This window comes from Candidatus Berkiella aquae (assembly GCF_001431295.2).
Taxonomy (GTDB): Bacteria; Pseudomonadota; Gammaproteobacteria; order Berkiellales; family Berkiellaceae; genus Berkiella; species Berkiella aquae.
Window position 1 is genome coordinate 2,627,929 of record NZ_LKAJ02000001.1, and the last position, 21,533, is coordinate 2,649,461.

At 38.2% G+C, this 21,533-nt stretch carries 19 protein-coding genes; 11 read left to right on the top strand and 8 right to left on the bottom strand.

The genetic code is table 11. The features are described from left to right. Positions 1–199 precede the first annotated feature (199 nt). Positions 200–631 carry a CBS domain-containing protein gene (locus HT99x_RS11540; protein ID WP_075064772.1) on the top strand — a complete coding sequence of 144 codons (432 nt, stop codon included), beginning with the start codon at positions 200–202 and terminating at the stop codon, positions 629–631. On the opposite strand, the gene HT99x_RS11545 is transcribed toward HT99x_RS11540, so the two are convergent. From HT99x_RS11545 to HT99x_RS11570, 6 genes are all read right to left on the bottom strand, one after another. Then, on the bottom strand, positions 632–1,897 hold the full coding sequence (locus tag HT99x_RS11545; protein ID WP_075064771.1) for a hypothetical protein: 1,266 nt from the start codon (positions 1,895–1,897) through the stop codon (positions 632–634). A 194-nt stretch (positions 1,898–2,091) separates the two neighbouring features. Further along, a complete protein-coding gene (locus HT99x_RS11550; protein WP_075064770.1) occupies positions 2,092–3,270 on the bottom strand; it encodes a Bcr/CflA family efflux MFS transporter in 1,179 nt (392 codons plus the stop codon). A gap of 88 nt (positions 3,271–3,358) precedes the next feature. Further along, on the bottom strand, positions 3,359–3,928 hold the full coding sequence (locus HT99x_RS11555) for a YceI family protein (protein ID WP_075064769.1): 570 nt from the start codon (positions 3,926–3,928) through the stop codon (positions 3,359–3,361). Continuing rightward, entirely contained in the window at positions 3,925–4,464 is a 540-nt protein-coding gene (locus HT99x_RS11560; protein ID WP_075064768.1) for a cytochrome b/b6 domain-containing protein, read from the bottom strand. The genes HT99x_RS11555 and HT99x_RS11560 overlap by 4 nt, the downstream gene beginning before the upstream one ends. 10 nt (positions 4,465–4,474) lie before the next feature. Further along, positions 4,475–5,044: a YceI family protein gene (locus HT99x_RS11565; RefSeq protein ID WP_075064767.1), complete on the bottom strand. Its 570-nt coding sequence runs from the start codon at positions 5,042–5,044 to the stop codon at positions 4,475–4,477. A gap of 46 nt (positions 5,045–5,090) precedes the next feature. Further along, positions 5,091–5,339 (bottom strand): hypothetical protein, encoded by a 249-nt coding sequence (locus HT99x_RS11570; RefSeq protein ID WP_075064766.1) that lies wholly within the window; start codon positions 5,337–5,339, stop codon positions 5,091–5,093. Between the two features lie 258 nt (positions 5,340–5,597). On the opposite strand from HT99x_RS11570, the gene HT99x_RS11575 reads away from it, so the two are divergent. From HT99x_RS11575 to HT99x_RS11590, 4 genes are all read left to right on the top strand, one after another. Continuing rightward, positions 5,598–7,004, top strand: a complete 1,407-nt coding sequence (locus tag HT99x_RS11575) for an EAL domain-containing protein (protein WP_259567014.1) — start codon at positions 5,598–5,600, stop codon at positions 7,002–7,004. A gap of 21 nt (positions 7,005–7,025) precedes the next feature. Beyond that, positions 7,026–8,141 (top strand): ABC transporter substrate-binding protein, encoded by a 1,116-nt coding sequence (locus tag HT99x_RS11580; protein WP_075064765.1) that lies wholly within the window; start codon positions 7,026–7,028, stop codon positions 8,139–8,141. Positions 8,142–8,409: 268 nt separating this feature from the next. Then, complete coding sequence (locus tag HT99x_RS11585) at positions 8,410–9,102, top strand: hypothetical protein (protein ID WP_075064764.1); 693 nt, start codon at positions 8,410–8,412, stop codon at positions 9,100–9,102. A 162-nt stretch (positions 9,103–9,264) separates the two neighbouring features. Beyond that, on the top strand, positions 9,265–10,872 hold the full coding sequence (locus HT99x_RS11590; RefSeq protein ID WP_075064763.1) for an alkaline phosphatase D family protein: 1,608 nt from the start codon (positions 9,265–9,267) through the stop codon (positions 10,870–10,872). A 58-nt stretch (positions 10,873–10,930) separates the two neighbouring features. Here the strand turns inward: HT99x_RS11590 and HT99x_RS11595 are convergent, their stop codons facing one another. Next, on the bottom strand, positions 10,931–13,897 hold the full coding sequence (locus HT99x_RS11595; protein ID WP_139016534.1) for a RasGEF domain-containing protein: 2,967 nt from the start codon (positions 13,895–13,897) through the stop codon (positions 10,931–10,933). Positions 13,898–14,052: 155 nt separating this feature from the next. On the opposite strand from HT99x_RS11595, the gene HT99x_RS11600 reads away from it, so the two are divergent. Together HT99x_RS11600 and HT99x_RS11605 are read left to right on the top strand one after the other, a co-directional pair. Continuing rightward, the gene (locus HT99x_RS11600; protein ID WP_075064761.1) at positions 14,053–14,823 is read left to right on the top strand and encodes an SDR family oxidoreductase; all 771 of its coding nucleotides are present in this window, start codon (positions 14,053–14,055) and stop codon (positions 14,821–14,823) included. A gap of 12 nt (positions 14,824–14,835) precedes the next feature. Continuing rightward, positions 14,836–16,449 (top strand): FAD-dependent oxidoreductase, encoded by a 1,614-nt coding sequence (locus tag HT99x_RS11605; RefSeq protein WP_075064760.1) that lies wholly within the window; start codon positions 14,836–14,838, stop codon positions 16,447–16,449. On the opposite strand, the gene HT99x_RS11610 is transcribed toward HT99x_RS11605, so the two are convergent. Then, positions 16,423–16,995 (bottom strand): AAA family ATPase, encoded by a 573-nt coding sequence (locus HT99x_RS11610; protein WP_075064759.1) that lies wholly within the window; start codon positions 16,993–16,995, stop codon positions 16,423–16,425. The genes HT99x_RS11605 and HT99x_RS11610 overlap by 27 nt on opposite strands. A gap of 144 nt (positions 16,996–17,139) precedes the next feature. Between HT99x_RS11610 and HT99x_RS11615 the strand changes: the two genes are divergently transcribed. The 4 genes from HT99x_RS11615 (at position 17,140) to HT99x_RS11630 (ending at position 21,416) form a co-directional block, all read left to right on the top strand. Further along, on the top strand, positions 17,140–17,937 hold the full coding sequence (locus HT99x_RS11615) for a porin family protein (RefSeq protein ID WP_158003331.1): 798 nt from the start codon (positions 17,140–17,142) through the stop codon (positions 17,935–17,937). A gap of 214 nt (positions 17,938–18,151) precedes the next feature. Continuing rightward, positions 18,152–19,918: a hypothetical protein gene (locus tag HT99x_RS11620; RefSeq protein WP_075064757.1), complete on the top strand. Its 1,767-nt coding sequence runs from the start codon at positions 18,152–18,154 to the stop codon at positions 19,916–19,918. Between the two features lie 128 nt (positions 19,919–20,046). Then, positions 20,047–20,769: a hypothetical protein gene (locus HT99x_RS11625; RefSeq protein WP_075064756.1), complete on the top strand. Its 723-nt coding sequence runs from the start codon at positions 20,047–20,049 to the stop codon at positions 20,767–20,769. Between the two features lie 20 nt (positions 20,770–20,789). Next, complete coding sequence (locus tag HT99x_RS11630; RefSeq protein WP_259566488.1) at positions 20,790–21,416, top strand: carbonic anhydrase; 627 nt, start codon at positions 20,790–20,792, stop codon at positions 21,414–21,416. The last annotated feature ends 117 nt before the right edge of the window (positions 21,417–21,533 follow it).

Sequence of the window (21,533 nt, forward strand, 5' to 3'; positions counted from 1 at the left end):
TGAGGGCATTACTATGCAAACATCCACCCTTAGTGCTTAAAAATAATTCATGCTGTTATTTTGAGCTTAGCAACGATTTGTTTTCACAAGCTACTTAACATAGCAAAGGAGCCTGCAAGATAAGTGTAATGACAACAAATATATTGGTTAGTGCAATCTATACTTATTAATTAGTTATAATTCTTCTGGAAGCGAGATTATGCAAACACCACTGAGCATTTTATTGAAGGAAAAATCCAGTAAGGTTCAAACCATCACAGCAAATGATACCTGCTACGATTGCGCAGCCCTTCTTTCCCAGCTTGGCATTGGTGCGCTCCTTGTGATGGAGGGTGACAAGGTGCAAGGCATTATCAGTGAACGTGATTTAATTAATAAACTCGTTAGTAAAAAATTAGAACCCACCCAAGTCACCGTATCAGAAGTGATGACACATAATGTGTTGACGGTTCCTTCTGATACGACTGTACAAAAAGCGATGGAAATTATTACCGAAAAACGATTTCGTCATTTACCCGTAGTGGATAATGGCAAACTTGTCGGCATTATTTCCATCGGTGACATCACCCGTTGGATTATGTTGCAACAACAGCAAGAAATTTCAGCACTCACTGATTATATACACGGTTAATCAGGTATTGCTGGATAATATATTCCCTAACCGCGGCGTCGTTGGTTTTGCATCGTCTTCAGCTGATGACGATGTCGTTAACGGTACTAATGGCGGTGGAACACTATGCAGTAAAGAATAAGCTGGCAACAATTCCTTTCTTGGCGAACCTGGTTCAATTGTTGAACGCAATGGCGGAACAGGCTCACTGGTCTTGCGAGTGTATTTTGGTTGCTTTTTTTCCCGTGTTGCAATGGAGAGCAGCTTCCATTTTTTTAACAATTGCGATTCACCTTTTAAATCATATGAAGAACTGGAGCTAGGAATAGCAAGGGGGGGAATCGTGGGAAGAATGGGACTAGAGGAATTCGTTTGTACTGTTCTCGTGGGAACAAAAAATGGTTGTACTATCCCCTTGTATAATTCCGGGTTAAATGATTGCTGAAAAATAGGCGATTTCAAAAAAGAAGGCAATATTTTTTTAAATAGCGTAAATTCTTGAGCATCTGCCGCAGTATCTTTTGCCTCATTGCCTGTTCTTGGAATAATACGACGATATAATCCTAAGCCTTGTAAAATACCTGGGGTTAGAACGGTTGCCAATCCGTTTTCATCTACTTGATTAACAACTCGTTCACTCAATGCAAGATGGCTTAAGTTTAGAAATTGATGAATCACATAAGCACTTTCAAAGTGTTCTAAAGCACAGAGTTGACCAATTAATTGAATGATGGTATCCGATGCATCAATACGCGCAAAGGACATACATTGTTTAAATTCTTCTGTATTGTAAAGCCTATGCAATTGTTTTAATTGTTCAAGAAATATCTCAATGACCCGACGCGTTTCGGGAGTATCATGCAGTATATTTCCATTGCTCATCGCAAGTTTACAGGCTACAGCCCAATCATAATCATCAATGGGATAACACTTTGCATCGACCTCTTCAAACTCTTTTTCATGCTGTCTGAGTATTTCTTTATCTACAGTTTTTTTTGCCCGAATACTTTCAATTGTCTCACTTAAGATAATTTTTCGCTCTTTAGCTTCTTCCATTTCACTACGATGCTTTTTTATCGCAAGTTGGATACGGGTTGTAGGCTCATCACTTTGACTAAGAATTTCCTCTTGTAGGATTGCAAGTAGTGCATTGACCGCAGAAGTGCCTGTATATATGAAAATTTCCCTTCTTTGCATATCAATGAAATGTGGAGCAATATCTAAGATCCTGCGTACAATCGCTAGGGGGAATTGTGGGGGACTTTGCGTGGATGAGCCTGATAGCATATCGCACCTTTAAAATGAAAATGTTAAAAATATACCCAAGTTTATGGATCTAATCTTTAAAAGCAAGTAACTTTCATAAGAAAAGCTAATCAGATTACTAGAAACTACTAGCAAGTTGTTTGTAAAGCGCAAGGAATTTGCACACCTGAATAGAAATAAAAAAAGAAATTTTGCAGTCGTGCTAAGAAATATTCTTATATTTTACGATAACTCAAATAGAAATAAATAAATGAGGCAAGCGTACCTAACGCAATCACTATCGCTAAATTTGCCATTGTTTTATCATTCACTAGGGTAATAAGCGCTGTTGCTATCACACCAAACACATTCATATAAGTCGAAAAAATAGCCATTCTTCTCCCCATCGGTTCCTGGCATGCATCGATAGCACTTCGATTCAGCGGCGCAAAAGCAATGGCAGCCCCTAATGAAAAAAGCATTAATAAAAATACTAAAAGGTAAAGTGCTTGAGGCATTAAACAGCTTGCGATAACTAACAATAAGGCTGAAATTAATGCAAAGCTCATCCCTGAGTTAATTAAATAAATTGTGGGTACTTTTTCAGCGCAATAATGCACAATTTGTGTCCCAACAATAAATGCACCAAAAATAGCAAGTTGAATATAACCGTACTCTAAAGGGGTTTTATGGTAAGTCTCAATGATGATAAACGGGCTTTCAACTATCCAACAAATAAAGGACAAAAAGATTAAACAAAAAGGTAAAGCATAACAAAGAAACGCTCGTCGTTTTGCAATGTTAATAAAATCCCGTGTAATCTCTTTAAAATCTATTTTTATTTTTTGCTGATTGGTTTCTGGCATCACAACACCAATTAATAGCATCGCCACGAATGACCAACCTGCTAATAAATAAAAAATCGCTTGCCAATCAAAAAAAGTTAAGATTATTGCGCCAAGCAAAGGGCCAAATGCCGGCGCCAAAATGGAAACAGAGCCCATCATCGCAATAATCTTAATGGCCTGTTTCGTATGATAAAGCTCATGAATGGCAGCATAACCTGCAACAACCATTGAACAAACGGCACTTCCTTGAATAAATCTTGCTAATAAAAAGAGGGAGATATTAGGCGTGAGTGCACAAGTTAGGCTCGCTAATACATATAATACGCCACCCAGCATCAAAATAATCTTGCGGCCATAACGATCGGATAATGGGCCCATTAACAATTGCATTGAGGCAGAACCTAAAAACCAGAACAGTAACGTTTGTTCGGCTAAGTCTTGGCTTAACTGCATATCGCGGGAAATTTGCGGCAGACTAGGCAAATACATATCATTTGATAAATAAGTGGCTATTTCGTAGAACACCAGTGCCGCAGGGAATAAGAAAGATTTTTTAGAAATAGTCATGACACCGATGGATTGACGTAAAAGGATTGCACACTCTATCTATCATACTTGATAACTAAGATCTCTTCCAGCGTGTGCAATCACCTTCTTAATTTATTGATTTAATCGACAAATCAAAGTTGACGGTAACCTCATCTTTAATTTCATCTGTGCTTGCCCAATCACCTTGACCGACACCAAAAGCCGTTCGTTTGATCTTAGTCTCCCCTTTGACGTGAAATTTGTCTTTTTTATAATCATCGACGGTAAAATCAACAGCCAAAGGTAATTTTTTGTCTCTAATTTGCAACTCACCTTTAGCCTGATACGTATTATCTTTCACCTTAGTCACTTCTTTAGAAGTAAAAGTTGCTTCTTTATATTTTGTCACATCTAACCAATCGCTCATTTTTAAGGTGCTGACCAGCTCTTGATAACTAGCGTTCACTGAGCTCATATCAACGGTAATATTAATTTTGCATTGTTTGAGATCATCGGGCGAGAAATCAATGGTTCCGTTAACAGTTTTAAAACTTCCTTTGACAGGCGCATTATTCTGAATGGCTATAAAACCAAGTTTACTCTCATTCGAGTCAATCTGCCATTTTGGAACGTCAGCCAAAGCTAACATTGGCAATAAAATGAAGCTGGTAGTCAATATTTTAGAAATGATGCTCATGGTAACATTCTCCGTAGAATATCGTCTTTATTAAAAAAGTGATGTTGTAGTGCGGCACCGACATGACCACAAATAGCAGCAATGAGTCCATATGCTAACCATTTATGTATTTGGGTCAATAAAAGCCGTGACGATTCACTTGCTGCGATTAAATCAGGCAAAGTAAACAAGCCAAAAAATGACACGGGAAGACCTGCGGCACTTGAGAGCATCCATCCTGTGATGGGTAAAGCAAACATAAAACCATAAAAAACATAATGCATGCCATGCGCAGCTAATTGTTCCCATTTTGGCATTTGAGGAGGTAACGAAGGTACGGTGTTGCTAAAGCGCCAGGCTAATCGTACGGTTGCCAACATTAAAATGAGCACACCCCATTCTTTATGCCAACCGTAATATTTAAGCTTATGCAAGCTGATAGGCAATGTTACCATGTAAAGGCCAAGAATAATCATGCCAATCATGATAAGCGCCATTATCCAGTGTAACAACATTGCGATTGCACCGAAGCGATTTTGTGTGTTCTTAAGTTGCATGCGTCACCAGTTATTTATTTGCTTCAACCTCAATGTCTAAATTCACTTCATCACCTAACCCTGGTAAAAAAGCACTAATACCAAAATCAGATCGTTTGAGTTTCGTTTTCGCTCTAAAACCTGCGGTATCTTTATTGCTGACGGGATTCTTTTCAATTTTTTGTGAAATGACTTCTAATACCACAGGCTTTGTAACACCGTGTAATGTTAAATTACCATGAACTTTTGCAATCTTTCCCTCTTGCACCTCTATTTTGTCGCTGACAAAAGTAGCTTTGGGATAGGTAGCGGTATTAAAAAAATCGGCGCTCTTAAGATGCTTGTTTAATTTGTCATTTCCTGTAATGAATTCATCTACTTTAATGACTGCATCCACTTTGCTATTTTCTGGTTTTTCATTGTCTAACACCAGCTTTCCTTCTGCTTCCCATTTACCATGATAATGAGAAAAATCGAAATGACTAATATCCCAATTGACTGAAGTGTGACTTTTATCTAATTTATATTCGACTTTTTCACACCATCCTGTCAGTGGAAAAAGTGCTAAAAAGGCAATCAACGACTTAGTCAATGGTTTCATGATAGGCTCCTAAAAGGTGTCACTGTGAAATTTAACAGACAAATAATCATTCAACGTCTAAAATTCCTTCGGTTGAAGAAAGATCATCTTCTTCAAGAAGACATTCAATCGCCGTTGTATCATGCCAATCCAAGTCTGCCCAATTTGTCTTATGTATCATGGTTTTGGTATTGGAATGCTCAAAAGTTTCTTCAGCGATATCACGCGCTCTTTTTTCAGAATGCGCTCTAATTCTGACGTAGCCAGGTTCTGCATCGGTAATTTGCCCTTTAGGCGATAATTTCCATACTTTCACATTGTCCTCTTTATTTAGCTAGTCTATAAATATTTTCAGTCATAAAATTCAGATAACAGTCTGCTATTTAATTATATCTATAGGATCCTAATTATATTTGAGAAAACTGTGAATTTTCACCGTGTCAGTGCTATTTTTATCGCTGTAATGCTTATTCTCGTAGGCGTTTGCGCATCGCTTTCAATCGCAATGTACTTATCATGGGCTCAAGCAAAAGAAACTGAGTTAGATAAACTTTAAACCGATAACGCTCGAGTCATTCAACGCTCACGCATTTGTTTAAATGAACTTTATGATACGTTAGATCAACTTGAAGCAACTAAAACTCAACCTTGTACTCTTGCGCATATCAAAGTCATGAATGACATGCTGTTTAATAAGCATTGCATTAGTGAAATTGTCTACCTTGACAATAGTATTGTGCAATGCGGTTCAGAAGGTATCATATATCAGAAGAAGCCCATTGCATTGGATAGTTATATGATGCCAAATGGTTACTCCTTCATCATGAATGCTGATATTTTTGCAAAGCATAGTGATGATTTTATAACGTTGAAAAGCGATCATTATGCCGTCTCTATTGATGCTGAAAGATTAACAGATATTATTACAGAACCTTATATTAAAATCGCAATTGTAACCAATTCTGGACAAGTACTAAGCACACTCAACTACACCAATTATAATCTTGAGTTAATTCATAAAGCCTTAAAAAACCCCAATATAAACAAGATAACAAAACACTTATTAGCCATTTCAAGAGTGCCTGGACTTTACTATATTTCTGCTGAATCAATGAGCTATGTGTTTCAACAATCGCGCAAGAATCTTATCTTATTTTTACCTTTTGGTATCATTATGTCACTGATTGCATCGGGCGCCGTGATCTGGGGATTAAGAAAGCGATTATCACCTATTGGTGAATTAAAGCTTGCCATCGCCAATAAGGAAATGGTGGTTTACTATCAACCTATCCTCGATTATAAAACGGGTCGCTGCTGTGGTGCGGAAGCTTTAGTGCGATGGCAACGACCTGATGGCTCCATGATTAAACCTGATTTTTTTATTCCTCTGGCAGAAGAAAGCGGACTTATTCAACCCATAACCGATCAGATTATTGAATCAGTTATCACGAATTTAAAAGAAATTTTAATTGCAAATAGAGATCTTCACATTGCTATTAATATTGCAGTTGTTGATTTCAATTCACAACGTATTTTTAAAAAATTAGAATCAATGCTTTCTGGAACCAATATCGAACCACAGCAAATATGGCTTGAAATCACGGAACGTGGATTTATGGATTTTAAAGCGACTCGTGATAATCTTCAGCAAATAAGAATGCAAGGCTATACCATTGTGATGGATGATTTTGGCACAGGGTATTCAAGCCTTTCTTATTTAAAGGAATTGCCGATTGACGTACTTAAAATAGATAAAGCTTTCGTCAGTTCCGTTGACACTGATTCTGTAACAAGTCATGTCACCGGACATATCATCGATATTGCTAAAACACTTAATATAAAAATTGTTGCTGAAGGCGTTGAAACGCAAGCTCAATCTGAATATTTAAAGGCTCATCATGTCGATTATGCGCAAGGGTGGCTATATGCCAAAGCAATGCCGCTTGAAGAATTTATTAAATTTTGTGAATTTAATACTTAACAACCAGCATAAGGGTGATAAATGTATAAATCACTTACTCAATTTTTCATTATCATACTTACCTTATTATTCTGTCGTCTGGCAACAGCAGAACCGATTAAAATTGGGATTGCGGGCCCCTTTTCAGGTCCCTATGCTGGAATGGGGGATCAACAATGGTTGGGCGCTAATCAAGCCATAGAAGATATTAATGCTCAAGGTGGAATTAATGGTAATAAATTAATGCTGGTCATTGCAGATGATGATTGCAACCCTGAAAAAGCAGAAAAAATAGCACATCATTTTGCCATGCAAGGGGATATTAAGGCGGTTATTGGTCATAATTGTTCTTCCACCTCACTTGCTGCCGCTAAAATATATGCAGCTCATAACATTTTAATGATTACACCTGCTTCTACTGCTCCTGCTCTAACAGAACAGGGATATCATAATATTTTTAGAACCTGTGGAAAAAATGATACACAAGGTGAGTTTGCTGCAAATTTTATACATGATCATTTTGATGCAAAAAAAGTCATTATTATTCATGATAACACGCTATATGGGAAAGGATTAGCAGATAGTGTCCAAGCCACGCTTACTAAATTAGGCACAAAGGTTATACTTAATCAAAATTTTCAAAGAGATAATTCAGATTATCTTTCTTTAGCCAAAACAGTTGCTGATATGAAACCAGATGCGGTTTTTTTTGGAGGATTGTTTACCGATGCAGGCGAATTTCTTAAACTACTACACGAAATTAACAACCACATACCTTTCATTGCAGGCGATGGAATTGCTTCTCCTGATTTTGTCAAAGCGGCAGGCGGACCCAACATAACAAAAGGGGTTTATATGACATTTTTTTCCGATCCTAATAGCTTCACTCAAGCAAAAAATGTTGTGAAAAAATTTGAAAAGAAGCGAATCAAGCCAACTGGTTATATGTTAAATGCCTATGCTGCGACTCAAGCCGTTGCGCAAGCTATTAAAGAAACTTCTCTTCAGAAGGAGATAAGCATGGATAAATGGCTCCATGAAAATAAAGTGGATTCCGTCATTGGTACCCTGGAATGGGATAAAAATGGAGATTTAAAACAGGCTCCTTTTTCTGTTTATCAATGGGATGATGAGGGTGGTTATGAGGTTTATCAATAAGATTTGTACCCTACTGTCTCATTTCCTAGCGTCGTAGAGGCAAGGCGTCATACCGCTTATCCTCGCTTTAGGTTATTCCATCCCAGATGACCCCATTCAAACACAATATTTATCAATAAAATCATCAGCTTACAATATTAAACAGAAATTTCTAAGAAAACCTCCTAGATAATTTGGTCAGCTAAATATTTATAATTGTTTGAAATGAACTGGAGGGGAAACACTCCGGCTATAGAACAAGATTATATTTAGATGCAGGAGAAAAGCGATGTTAACGATGTACAAGCAAAATACACAACAAGCCAGTTTAGAAGTGCTTCCAACAGCAGGAGCGCTTACGGTGCCCAGCGCTGCTCCAGTAGACACAACACTGATTATTCCAAGCTCTGCTCCAGCAGAAGCCGCTCTGATTTTACCAGAACAAGATAAACCTACATTTGAAACTGTTGTATCCCATAAAACTGTTGCCACAGCAGCGGGTATCATGAGCACAACCGTCGGCGCACCCGTCGGCGCTTTAATGGGTAGAGCTGTTGGTTATGAATTAGGGGAAAAAGTTGCTGAAACAGTAAGAGAATCCGTCAAAGAAAAAGGTGACGAAATTGCACAAGCGATTTTACAAGGTTCAGGTTTAGATGGTGTACCCGGTGCCTCTTACTTAGTACAAGCCAATGTGACAGGTCTTGCACATCAAGCAGGCGAAATGGCTTACAACGAAACCGTTAAAGTCTCCACCGCAAAAGGCGCGACCATCGGTGGTTTAGTGGCAGGTGGTGCTACGGTAGCATTTCTTGAAGGTTTAAATCTAATCGGTTATGCCTACAGACGATGGATTAGCCCTTCCGTGCAACAAAGTGGAGAAGATCGCTTAAGAGCGCTTGCTGCTCAAATGGATGCAGAAGAAGAAATGCTCACTATCAAAGATCATTCACAGCCCTCTTCATCACCACGCCCTCAATAATACAATCATTGCTTGGCCTTTTACCTCTTTAGCGTAAAAGGCCATTCTCAAAATCCCTGAAAAAAACATAGTTAGCACATCTTCTTGTTCCTTTTAATAACGTTGCCTTATCAAAAACTTTTATATAGGATGAGCATTATTTTTTATCTGATGGAGCAGAAAATGATTGTTTTATCAACGCTAATATTAGGAAAGCCTGTTTATGAAGCTGAAGATAAAGTATCAGTAACCTTAGCAGCGACTTTTGAAAAACCCATTGATGCTCAAGGGGTTAAATTAAAAGTGACGTCGAGTACGTCTTCGGAACAATTCATTATTGCACCGGTGATTGCTGATGCTGTCGATCAGTTCAGTGAAGTTTCCTCCTCCTCATCATCAGATGCTACTGAACCATTGGCTTCCCACTTGCATTTTACGATGCCACATTTAAAATGTAATGAAGCGTATACTTATCAGATCACTAAGGAAGGCCATGAAATAGTCATGGCAGGAAATGAAGTTTTCCCCGATCCGATTCCCCATACGCCTGTTCAATTTAAAGCCCCTCCTTTACCAGGACAAGCTAAACATATTCATCTGGTTGTCAGTGCCGATCAAGAAGTCATCGATGTTGCAAGATGGACAAAATTAGATGAAAAGCTATCGACCGCTTTAGGCTTACAGCAAAATCAGAAAACACTAACCGAACAAATCTATCATGAAATAGCCTTAAAAAAACCAGATGTATTTGCACATCTAGGCGATCTATTCCATGGCGAAACCTATGTTCCGGTAACAACAGTAAGAACATTACCTGAATTTCAGCAGGCTATCGAGGAAGACTTTCACCAAACGGTCAGAGGCGCATTAAGCTCAACTTGTTCATACAGAATATTAGATGATCATGATTTCGGTGAAAATGATGCTTCCCGCGCGAAATATGAAAAAGATCCCAGAGCTTACGATAATGCCATTAATGCATTTAATGAGTTTTTCCCTGTACCCATGATACCCGAAGATGGTAACCGAGGACTCTTTTATGAAGCAACCTATGGCGATGTGACCATGTGGTGTTTGAATAATCGTCTTTTCCAAGGGGAAAATGGCGATTTATTGGGTGATGCCCAATTTCAATGGTTAGCAGAAAGTCTTAAAAAATCCACCGCAAAAGTCAAATTCATTGTCTCTCCTTTGCCTTTTGTCATGGGTAAAAATCCTACTGAAGATTACCGCGGCAATGATCATGTCTGGGATAAAGTATTAAATCTGGCTGCTGATGCTCGCATTACCGGTATCTTATGTGCTGATTCGCATAATTACAGCCGTACCGATATCCATGTTAAAAACGGTGATACCGAAACGATTATTCCACAATTCTTAGTCGGGATTTTAGGCGGGAAGCCTCAAGAAATCTCAACAGAAGAAAGAAAATCATTACCTAAACCTTTATTGCCTAAATTATCTGCTGATATCACAACAAACTATACAGATTCAGAAGTGAAAAGTTACTACACCGCCATTCCTAAACCCGGCAGTCATGGTAAAAAGATCTCTGGAATGAGTTTACTGCCTGGGAAGAAAAAATATCGTACTTTTCAAGACGGAAAATGGATCGGAGAGAATGTCGAAAAAAGCACCTATGGTTTTCTTGATTTTGATATCAATCTTGAAGAGGGTAAGGTATTTACCCAATTATTTATGATGAAGCAAGGTGGCAATAAAAAACCTTTCTTTAAAGATGAAGCAACCTATCCATTACAAGCCGAAAGAAGAAAAGTGAAGACATTTTAAACTGTCATATCACTAGGGGAATTGTCTCACCTCCCCTAGTGACTCCCTCTCAATTCATTTAATTCAAGCGAGGTGACGTTGTGCTAGACACTGACGCCTCATTACGATGAGATTCTCCTTCTTGAACTTGCAGTTGCCCAAATTGAAAAGTCAGTATTTGCTCTTTTAAATCTTCTTGAGTTAAAAGCCATTTCACAGAGCTTGTGGGCTGTGTTCCAACTGAAGCACTAGCCACAGGTAGTGAATTGAGCTTTGCAGTTAACGCTTTTATCACATTTAAATCTATCGTCTTATCTTCACTCACTTGTTTTCTTAACCATGCAAAAGCTGCCTCAAGGGCTTGCACATCTGCTAATACTTTCCCTTGAACGAGCACTTTTAATGGGGCTTTCCTTTCAATATAGATTTCAAGTAGCCCATTAAAAAGGGTAAGCGTCGAGGTTTCTAAAGAGATAGGATTGAGCAGAGTGCGATTCGCTAATAATATGCATTCTTCATCACTCAGCAGTTTTTGTTGATAGATGCTATACGCTAATCGACTTTGAGTAGGAATAGACGTTCTTCTATCAAGGATTTGCTTACGTAATTGAATAAGCTCTAAAAGCAACCGTCCATTAAGACACACTTTCGATTTAAGATCGCTATTTTCTAAAGTGAACGTTAGATCTCTCATATAGCATCCCATATAAGGCAATGCAAACGATGCCTTTACCATGAGTTCTCTCAGACTTTTATAATTTTTTGCCGGATCTAGGGTTGCCTGTGCCGTTAGATAACGACTATGTACCTCAACTTCTTTTTGCTCAAGCATTCTCATCAATTTTAACAAGGAGGAATGTCCTAATGCTGCCACAATCGCCATAGCTGCACTGGCATCAGGTAATTCTTTATACAACAACTCATGTAAGGTATTAATGCAGATTTTTATACGTTTAATGCTCTCTTCAGAAGATGTGGTCTTCAAGATAAATAATCTAATATAATCTGCTAATTTATTAAATTGCGCGGTTTGCTCACTCAATGTCGTAGAAGTTGCCGCTTTTGCCCAGTTTTTATTGGCAAATTCGGACAATTCAACGTTTAAGAAATGTTGACAAGTTAAAGCTCTTAATTCATTTGCAAATACTTTCGAGTCTTTAATTTCTATCGCAGAATCGTCACATTTTGCAATTAAATCTTCTAATTGTATGATGCGTTGAAGGAGTGGATGTTGAATTTCTTTCTGACATTCAATCATCTTTCTGCATTGCTGATACAAATCAGCATGCACTTTTCTCTCATTTTCTTCAGCGAAGGTAGGCATGAAGAAATCTAACAACGTTGAAGTGGCGAAATTTTTATCTCTAAAAACTAGATGAAAATGATCTAATAAAATGATTTCTCTAATCATGGTTAGAGTAATACATTGCTGCTCAGCCTGAAGATGCGCAAATAGATTTTTAAGGATCTTCATTATTTCAACCGGATGGTAACTTAACATTAATCCGACCATATACTGTTGAATAATGACTGGACTTGTAGTCCCTTGTGCTTCTAAATCCACCATCCCACAACATAAATCATAAACTAATTTTACCAATTCAAACTGCTCATCAGAATCGGGGTCAATCTGACAGATTTTAATCAACGCTTCCTTCGTTAATTCATCATATTTACCTTTAAGTTGCTGCGTATATCCTTTCCCAAGCAAACGATTTTGAAAGTCTATTTCTAATGCTTTTAAGGCTTTTTGTGCTTTGCTTCTTCTTTCAAAACATGCTTCAGGGTTTAAGCTTGCTAAGACAGTTTTTAGAAAAGCAATGCGCTTTACATTATTTTCTAAAACATAGTCAACAAGGCTTTTTCCATCGAATTTTACGGCAAAGTCAGTACCTTCTTTTACTAAAAAGCAAAAAATATTCTTTGCATCCGCTAAAAGTGCTTGTATGAGATAAGGTTTATCTGGATTTTCTCCATTGGCGCGGTAGTATTTTTCAAATTCAAGGTGATTATCTTGCTTTAAAATGTCAAGTAAAACGGGATCTTGCGATGAGAATGCTAATTCAGTTGATGTTGAAGAAGAGGATGACATTCTTGCCGTTTTAAAAGAATCCTGTCTCTTCAAACTGCCTAACGCACGTCGTTTTTTCGTGTTTGATGGCACTGCATTAGGTTCAACCCATTCCTCATTTCCTTTAGGAGGGCTTAGATTTGCATTTGCATTTGCATTTGCATTTGCATTTGCATTTGCATTTGCATTTGCATTTGCATTTGTAAGGGTTGTATCAGGATTGACTGAGCGCTTTCCCCTAAAACTAAAACCCAAATTCAGCCTCCATGTTTTTATTGAATGGCTGCGTTTCGTTTTATTGAGTTTTAAACTCGTCGGTTCTTTTGCTACGCGATGACTGTCACTTGGCATCTCTTTTTGCATCACGCTTTCACTATGTGTCTCTTTTAGGACAAAAACTGAGATGACTTCTTCTGGTTTTGAAACCAATTCGAGTGGGGTTTTTCCATCCAAATTCTTTGCTTGAAGATCTCCGCCTTTTTCAATGAGTAAAGGCAATAATTCACGGTGTCTTGGACTCAACGCTGCCCAGTGGCAAGCATTGTTAAAATACGTACATTGATTAATTTCACTAGGATGACTATACATACGCCTTCTAATCAATTTCATTTCTTTTTCATCGCGGATTAAATCATGCAAATGGAAACGACGTTCAAACGGACGTTGGTAACTTTGACGTCTTTGTTGTTCTTTTCTTAATTGCTCAATATGTTCCATTTCTGGATAAAGTAAATCTTCAGGAAGGATGGCATTGCCTTCAAGTACTAAAATAGCCAGTAAATGAAAGCTTTTCTGAGCGGCATAATGACATGGGGTTTTTCCTGTTTCATCTGACTGATTTATTTCAGTTGCAACTTGGGTCGCACTTTCTGGATAAGATTTGATTAAATCGAGAATTTTTGTTTTAAAATTGGCAAGTTCTGCTTTGGTAGGCGAGGTAGAAATCGAATTAATAGTTTCAATAATATTCATCATACCACTCAGGAATAGCTTTACGCATAAAAGTTCTAATATTTACTTATTTTGTTCGAAATATCAAACCAAAATTTGTATTGCATATACACCTTTGCTAACCCGTATCGTTAAGAGCTGAGCTATAGTTTTATGATAAATAACATAAGGGTCTACATATGGATTTAGGTTTAAAAAATAAAACTGTATTAATTACGGGTTCTACCAAAGGTATTGGCTTAGCAACCGCACGACTCTTTTTAAAAGAAGGAGCCAAAGTCACTATTAATGGTCGTTCGCAGCAATCTCTTGATAGCGCACTGAAACCATTACAAACCGAATTCAATAAAGATAATGTTCAAGGGATCGTCGCTGATGTTGCCACCGAAGCCGGCATCTTAAAGGTGATTAAAGCATTACCCCAAGTTGAAATCCTTATTAATAATGCAGGGATATTTAAACCTGAAGAATTTCCAACTATTTCACGCGCATCATGGTTACAGTTTTTTGAAACCAATGTTTTAAGCGGTGCCCAACTCACACAGCATTATTTACCGTTGATGATTAAAAAAAATTGGGGACGCATCATTTTTATTTCCAGTGAATCGGCCATTAGTATCCCCGTTGAAATGGTGCACTATGGTATGACCAAAACTGCACAACTGGCTATTTCACGAGGCGCAGCAGAGCTTTGCCGCGGAACAAATGTCACCGTTAACTCAGTGCTACCTGGCCCTACTCTTTCTGATGGTGTTGAAATTTTTATCAAAGAATTAGGGGTTTCCGAAGAAACCATGTTTAAAGAAGCACGCCCAAATTCTATTGCACAACGCTTTGCACAACCAGAAGAAGTTGCTAATCTGATTGTTTATGTCGCCAGTGAACGCGCCGCGATGACCAATGGCTCCGCCTTGCGTGTAGACGGCGGGACGGCCAAAGTCGTGTTTTAATATGGTTACCGAATGGAAAGTAAACAGCTCATTCAAAGCGATGTGATTATTGCCGGTGCTGGTATTGCAGGTTTGATTGCGGCCTTGATGCTATTAGAGCAAGGAAAAAAAATTGTTTTACTTGAAAGAGGTGGTGCTGAAAATCTCGGGGGCTTAGCACTGGAAGCTGCGGGTGGCATTCACCTAATTGATACCCCAGAGCAACGTCGGTTGGGCATTAATGACACCCCTGATTTGGCATGGCAAGATTGGCAGAGCTTTGCTCATTTTCATCCTCATGATATTCATCCCAAACAATGGGCTAAATTTTATTGCACGCATTCCAATGATATTTATGCCTTTATTAAAAATATGGGTGTTTCCTTTGTCCCTCGTCCTATTTGGATCGAACGAGGCTTTTTTGTGCCTGGCAACTCTTATCCGCGTTGGCATTTAATGTGGGGTACAGGCTTTGGATTAGTCCAACAAATCATTAAAGCCATTCATACTCATCCTAAATGCGATAATTTAACAATATTGTTTCAACATCATGTCACGGCAATCAAAGCGGAAAAACAAGGGGCCGCTTTTTGTGGCATCAATTTACAAACTGAGCAGCTGTTTGAAGCTCGTGCCGATAATATCATTATTGCGACCGGCGGAATTAGTGGTAGTGATCTCAGTACAATAAGACGGCATTGGTCATTGGACGATCCACCCTTACCTTCACACTTACTCAATGGCGCACATCTTTATGGTGATGGACAATTGCATGATGAGGTTGTAAACATCGGGGGCAAAGTATCTCGCTTACAATATCATTGGATATATCCTGCAGGAGTCCATCATCCTGAAAATCGAAAACCCCATGATGGCATCTCCTTATTACCGGCTGCACATAGCCTTTGGTTTAATGCTCAAGGGAAACGTATTGGACCTCCGCCACTACTTATTGGTACGAATATGATGGAAATCACTTATGCCATATTACGAGAACCTGGGCAATATAGTTGGTCTATTTTGAATTATAAAATTGCGACTAAAGAGTTGATCGTCTCGTTAAGTCGTTACTTTAGTGCGGTACGTGATAAAAGGAAATTGAAATTTATTCGTAACCTACTTTGGGGCGATCAACACCGAATCAATTTATTGATTGAAGAAGCACCGCAAGATGTTTTATTAGCAAATAGTTTGTCTGAGCTGTTAAATAAAATGCAGGCACAAAGCCTTTATGGGTTTGAATTAGATAAAGAAAATATCTCCCGTGAAATTGATGCATTTGATTCACAAATTAAGCGCGGTATTGCTTGGCAAACCGATGATCAATTACGTCGCATCGAGCATTATCGGCACTATCTTGTCGAAAGACTGCGTTTATGTCGCAATCAACCCATTATCGATCCTAAGGCTTTGCCCTTAATGGCTATTCGGCAATTTCCCATTACGCGTAAATCATTAGGTGGGATTGAAACGGATTTGCATTGCCGTGTTATTCACCAAGATGGCGAAGCTTTCCCTCATCTTTATGCAATTGGAGAAGCCGCCGGTTTTGGTGGTGGCGGCATGAATGGGCAATATGCATTGGAAGGCACCTTTTTAGGAGGCTGTATCTTAACAGCCTTACAATGTGCCAAATCCCTGGCATAAGAGTTCGAGCATTTTTATTCTGGTTTCCCGCTCCCCCCAAATTTCAACAATCTTTGGATGGCCATATTGCGGAAAGATATCGCAAATATCATCACGATATAGCTTTTTAAAATTTTTATCTGCCGCTTTTCGATAGGCTGGATTTTCTTCCGTATATAAAATGGAATAACTATCCGTGATGGGCAAAAATATAATGAGATCTAAATGATTCAATGCTTGTTTAATGTCATTAAACCTTTCGGCTATTTCCGTATCATGAATATGGATACCCTCTTGCTCTGCCTCGCACATGGCATAGGCAACAAAATCCACGGGACATCTATCAAAAATAATATTGGGTTGGTCTGAATGTTGATTCAACTGCGCAATACTATAATCAAGTTGCGCAAGCAGCGAGTCAAAACTAGGCTCTAGCTCGGTGAACTTTTCATCTTCTAATTCATAATAAGGCTCTAACTCGCTTTTATACTCAGAATGGATTTTAATAAAATCCTCTATGAATGTACTTTTGCCCATACAATGGGTACCCGAAACAGCAATGCGCATTTTTATCCTACTCTACTTATCAACCCAGAAAACTTACTAAAAGTGGTAATGCTTACTTAATGAGCATTATTCCGATACACTTAACCTAACTAGAGTCACTCTAGCTCACAAGGCCTATGGAACAAACCTTAAATGGAGTTTTTAATGAAATTACGTCTATCTTCATCTCTTTTGCTACTTGCCTTAACAAATACTGCTTTTGCACATAACTGCCCAACTGAAAAATTTTATGTTGGCGCCTTTGGTGGCGGCGGCTCATCTCATCATTTCGATGCAAGTCAGTATGGAACGGCATTTTTTGTAGAAGTTGCTGGCGGACCTTTGGCAGTCAATGCTTTTGGTGAAATAAATCATCATAGTTCACCGTTTTACGGCTTACAGCTTGGATATCAGGCACCAGCGACTTTATTAACTTCGCAATGGAAATTAGCACCCGCCTTTGAATTGGAAGGCTATGCGATGAAAAGAAAATCTTTTAGTGGCGAGCTTATCAATAATAATGCAAGACTGCCTGAGCATGATTTTCTCGTTTCATATCCAATGAAAAGAAATGTGTTTCTTGCTAATATGGTTTTAAATTTTGATAACGCTTGTATTCTTGTGCATCCCTATATCGGCTTTGGTATTGGTAGCGCCATTGCCAGCATCTCAGACGCAACGGCTACACAAATAAGTCCACCTGAGGCGGGCATTAACCATTATAATTCTAATAGCAGTGATACCAATGCGACTTTTGCTGGACAGATTAAACTCGGCTTGAGTTACGACATTAACGACTATCTTAGCTTATTTGCTGATTACCGCTGGCTGTATGTTGGCAACACCCATTTTGTATTTGGTTCAACCGTTGTTCCTGGTCATGCTGAGACCAGTAGTTGGCAAGTCAATCTCAATGCGCAAAGATATAATTTAGGTAGTGCTGGTATCAGATTTAATTGGTAACAAAAAGAAGGGTCAAGTCTCACTCGTATTGAATAATGTGAAGACTTGGCCCATTTTGACAACCACTTGTCTAAAAATAGAAAGTAACTAATTTAATTAATCATTAAAATCAATAAGATAAAATTTTTCCTGCTTAAATCCTAAGAAAAAACCCTATAGACTCAATATTGTTAGATAACTACTCTATTATCCTCTTTTTGAGCTAGGTTTTATTATGTTAGATACACCATTGGCACCACTTAACAATCATCTTGAAATCGATATCAATTGGGTGAACCAATTAATAGAAATGCAGGTGCCTTCTGTAGAAATAATAAACCAAATATTAAATAAAATTGAATTATCCTTTGTGCAATATGCTAAGAAAAATAAGGAAACATACTTTCGTCTATTAAGAAGCGCTAAACCAATCAAAATCAAGAAAGCACTCCTGTTTAAATTAATTGATACGACGTTGCATGATATAAACCATGTATTAGCGTTGCAATCAATTTGGGCTAAATTATTGATTGGCAGAGAAGTAACAAACAGTACAAACCTTCGATTTGATGAAACATATAAACCACTTATTGATCTTATTAATGATATTTTACATGAAGTAATTAGAATTAATGCTTATGGAAATGATATTAAAGATCTCCTTAGATATCAATTGAGCGCTTTACATGGCAGTGTAGGGCATCTCAATTACTTCAGTAAAAATTATGAAAAGATGGCAGATCATTTTTATAATAAATTTATTTTGATTGATGCAATAGAAGATAATGAAATTAAAGAAAAATCATTTCATGTTTCAGACTTTTTTGCCATCGCAAAAGCCTTTTTAAACACAAATGATTTGCACGCGGCTGCCGGCATCCTTCGTTTGGAGCGAGAAAGATTCATAAGCGAAGGGTCTAAAATGTATCATTACTGTTGTAAACGATTGGCCACTCAGTTTGCCTCACAGAAAGCCTACCCTCAGGCGATTGCTTGGCATAAAGAAGCTATGCATATTCAGGAATCGTCAGATTCTACTATATTAATAAATCATTTAGTCAAAGAAAATCTTGAGCAAATAAATAGATATTTAGAAACGATTCCACGCAAATCTTGCATCATGGCATCTTGTGAATCAACAAGCAAACGCATGACTGCCGAACATCAAGTTGTCATTGACGTTGCTATCCCTGAATGGTCACCAAAACTTATCACCCGATTGAAACAATTAACCGGGAAATTTGCTTTTGAATTCGAACCTGAAAAATTGATAGTGCACAAGTTATCATCCGTTGGCGTTAATAACTTAGCAGAAATAGTTGACTCAATTAACAAGCTTGAAAAAGAATATCAGAGTCACTTAGGGCGACAACTCGAAAAAACGATTAAAGATCTGCAAACTAGCATTGAAACGCTAACAATGACAAAGCCCGTGGTTGAAATAGTACCTGTTAGTTCCTCTTCCAGTATGAGGCCCTCATGTTCAACGGATCCTGTCCCAGCGTGCCGTATCAAAAAAACACCAAAGACAAAAACTCGCGGTAAACCACAGACAAAACGACAGATTATTCCTCAAGCATCTTCTTCTGTCCCCACTTGTCATGCCGAAAAATATGGTTTTAGTCGTGCATTATTTGGCATGCATACTTTTCAAGAATGTCGTATACGCGGTGATAATCAACGTGTATTTTATGTAGTTAAAAGTAAAATTGAAGCTTCAAATCGACGAGGCGATAATCATCATCTATTTGATAGTTTAATTGCGGAACCTAAAATTGTGTCCCCCTGCGGTGAAGAGGGATTTAAATGGATGAAAGTGGGAGAACGGCAAGTTTTAGTCGGAAAAATATTAAGCACAAAAAAGCGCTTATTTCCAACACTTACGCAAAGAAACGCTCAAGGTGCAATCGCTTTCCTCTATGGCAACATCGTCAATACTAAAAATGGGTTTAGCACCTATGATGTGAAGCATTATGCACCGCCGCCAAAGAAAAAGCCCTAGCATTTCTTGTGCATATACGCAGGTAGCATTTACGTTCATGTATAAAATCTTGAATTATTGGTTACTTTGAACTTTTTTGATGTGATTTAAACCTAATAAATAAACTGACTCTATTTAAGGTTTTTAACATGAAAGATAGTCCAGATAGCCTCGAACCCAAGGGCAAAAAGACAAAAAAGCGACCTGCTCCCATCAGAATGGAAGCCAGCAGTTCATCACCTGTACAAGAGCCAACATTATCTCCTGATTTTTTGCTTTTAGGTGATGAGCTATCGCATATCGATCCCGGTATTCAAGAATTTCATTCCCAAAATAGAGAGGGATATCGAGAAGTGGTAACAGCATACGATTGCCGAGTGTTCGATGATGATCCGCCTGAAAGACGAAATAATTTTTTGGATCTCAGAAAAGTAATTGATGTTGCAAAAAGCGATAAGTGTAATGGGCTTTATACCACCAATTTAGCAGAATGTACTTTTCTTGGATTTGTCCAACTTGACAAAAAAAATCATCCTGAACGCATTTCGGGATTTCATTTTGGTGGTGGTTTATTCAAAAGCGATCTAAAAGACACCTCCATTATCCTCCGGAAATTGCTGGAGAATTTCGATCGCCGCAAACCCTTGTGTATCATTGTTGCAGATGGCATGTCATGGGGGCATTTAGAAGGCGTACATGTTGCAGGCCCAACATTAACAGAAACAGGAGAAAGAAGCATCGCTCTAAAACAACTAGTACAACAATATGGATTTAATAATTTTAATGTCCTTAGAACGCGTGCACGCTCGGTATTAATCTCATTTAAAGAAATTCCCGAGCTCATCCAGGAACATACGCGGAAAATGAGATAAAGAAAAGAGGAAAGTCCTTCATGGAAAAGAGTTTAAAAAAGATTATTAATGGCTATATGGCATTTCGAAATAAGTATGCTATCGGTGATCATTCTGTGATGCATTCCCTATCGAGGGCTGGGCAACAACCTGAAATAATGGTGGTGGCCTGCTGCGATTCACGTGTTGATCCTGCTTTAATATTACAATGCGATCCAGGTGATTTATTTGTCGTGCGCAATGTTGCCAACATCGTTCCCCCCTATTCCAAAGATCAAGGCTATCATGATACCAATGCAGCCTTAGAATTTGGTATTCGCCATTTAAAAGTTAAACATCTGATCATTCTAGGCCATAGTCAATGTGGCGGTATTAATGCGCTCATTCATCAACAAGCGCTTGGCGATAATGATTTTATCGCACGATGGGTTTCATTAGTAGAAAGAAAAGATGCCCATTTCAAAGAGCCCGATTATTATGCCAAACTTGCTCTAACGCATTCATACCAAAACTGCTTAACATTTCCGTGGATAAAATCCGCTATTGAAAACAAATTACTCTCAGTGCATCTATGGTTTTTTAATATCAATGAAGGCGAAATATTAACCTATTCTCATGCGCAGGGAAAATATCAAAAGCTCGGTTCTGATACAACGGATTATGAATAAAGAGGTCAGATACTCTCTTGAAAATCAAGTAGATGTTGTGGTCCATTCGGGATCAAAAGGTCTATTTGATTTTCAAGAGAGTATCTGACCCTTTCTTTATCAACATAAAATCCCTCC

Excerpts from the sequence above, each read along its gene's own strand:
- HT99x_RS11605 (WP_075064760.1), top strand. The coding sequence starts at position 14,836 with ATGGAAAGTAAACAGCTCATTCAAAGCGATGTGATTATTGCCGGTGCT.
- HT99x_RS11565 (WP_075064767.1), bottom strand. The coding sequence starts at position 5,044 with ATGAAACCATTGACTAAGTCGTTGATTGCCTTTTTAGCACTTTTTCCA.
- HT99x_RS11625 (WP_075064756.1), top strand. The coding sequence starts at position 20,047 with ATGAAAGATAGTCCAGATAGCCTCGAACCCAAGGGCAAAAAGACAAAA.
- HT99x_RS11550 (WP_075064770.1), bottom strand. The coding sequence starts at position 3,270 with ATGACTATTTCTAAAAAATCTTTCTTATTCCCTGCGGCACTGGTGTTC.
- HT99x_RS11590 (WP_075064763.1), top strand. The coding sequence starts at position 9,265 with ATGATTGTTTTATCAACGCTAATATTAGGAAAGCCTGTTTATGAAGCT.
- HT99x_RS11585 (WP_075064764.1), top strand. The coding sequence starts at position 8,410 with ATGTTAACGATGTACAAGCAAAATACACAACAAGCCAGTTTAGAAGTG.
- HT99x_RS11595 (WP_139016534.1), bottom strand. The coding sequence starts at position 13,897 with ATGATGAATATTATTGAAACTATTAATTCGATTTCTACCTCGCCTACC.
- HT99x_RS11615 (WP_158003331.1), top strand. The coding sequence starts at position 17,140 with ATGAAATTACGTCTATCTTCATCTCTTTTGCTACTTGCCTTAACAAAT.
- HT99x_RS11545 (WP_075064771.1), bottom strand. The coding sequence starts at position 1,897 with ATGCTATCAGGCTCATCCACGCAAAGTCCCCCACAATTCCCCCTAGCG.
- HT99x_RS11540 (WP_075064772.1), top strand. The coding sequence starts at position 200 with ATGCAAACACCACTGAGCATTTTATTGAAGGAAAAATCCAGTAAGGTT.
- HT99x_RS11630 (WP_259566488.1), top strand. The coding sequence starts at position 20,790 with ATGGAAAAGAGTTTAAAAAAGATTATTAATGGCTATATGGCATTTCGA.
- HT99x_RS11555 (WP_075064769.1), bottom strand. The coding sequence starts at position 3,928 with ATGAGCATCATTTCTAAAATATTGACTACCAGCTTCATTTTATTGCCA.
- HT99x_RS11600 (WP_075064761.1), top strand. The coding sequence starts at position 14,053 with ATGGATTTAGGTTTAAAAAATAAAACTGTATTAATTACGGGTTCTACC.
- HT99x_RS11560 (WP_075064768.1), bottom strand. The coding sequence starts at position 4,464 with ATGCAACTTAAGAACACACAAAATCGCTTCGGTGCAATCGCAATGTTG.
- HT99x_RS11580 (WP_075064765.1), top strand. The coding sequence starts at position 7,026 with ATGTATAAATCACTTACTCAATTTTTCATTATCATACTTACCTTATTA.
- HT99x_RS11620 (WP_075064757.1), top strand. The coding sequence starts at position 18,152 with ATGTTAGATACACCATTGGCACCACTTAACAATCATCTTGAAATCGAT.
- HT99x_RS11610 (WP_075064759.1), bottom strand. The coding sequence starts at position 16,995 with ATGCGCATTGCTGTTTCGGGTACCCATTGTATGGGCAAAAGTACATTC.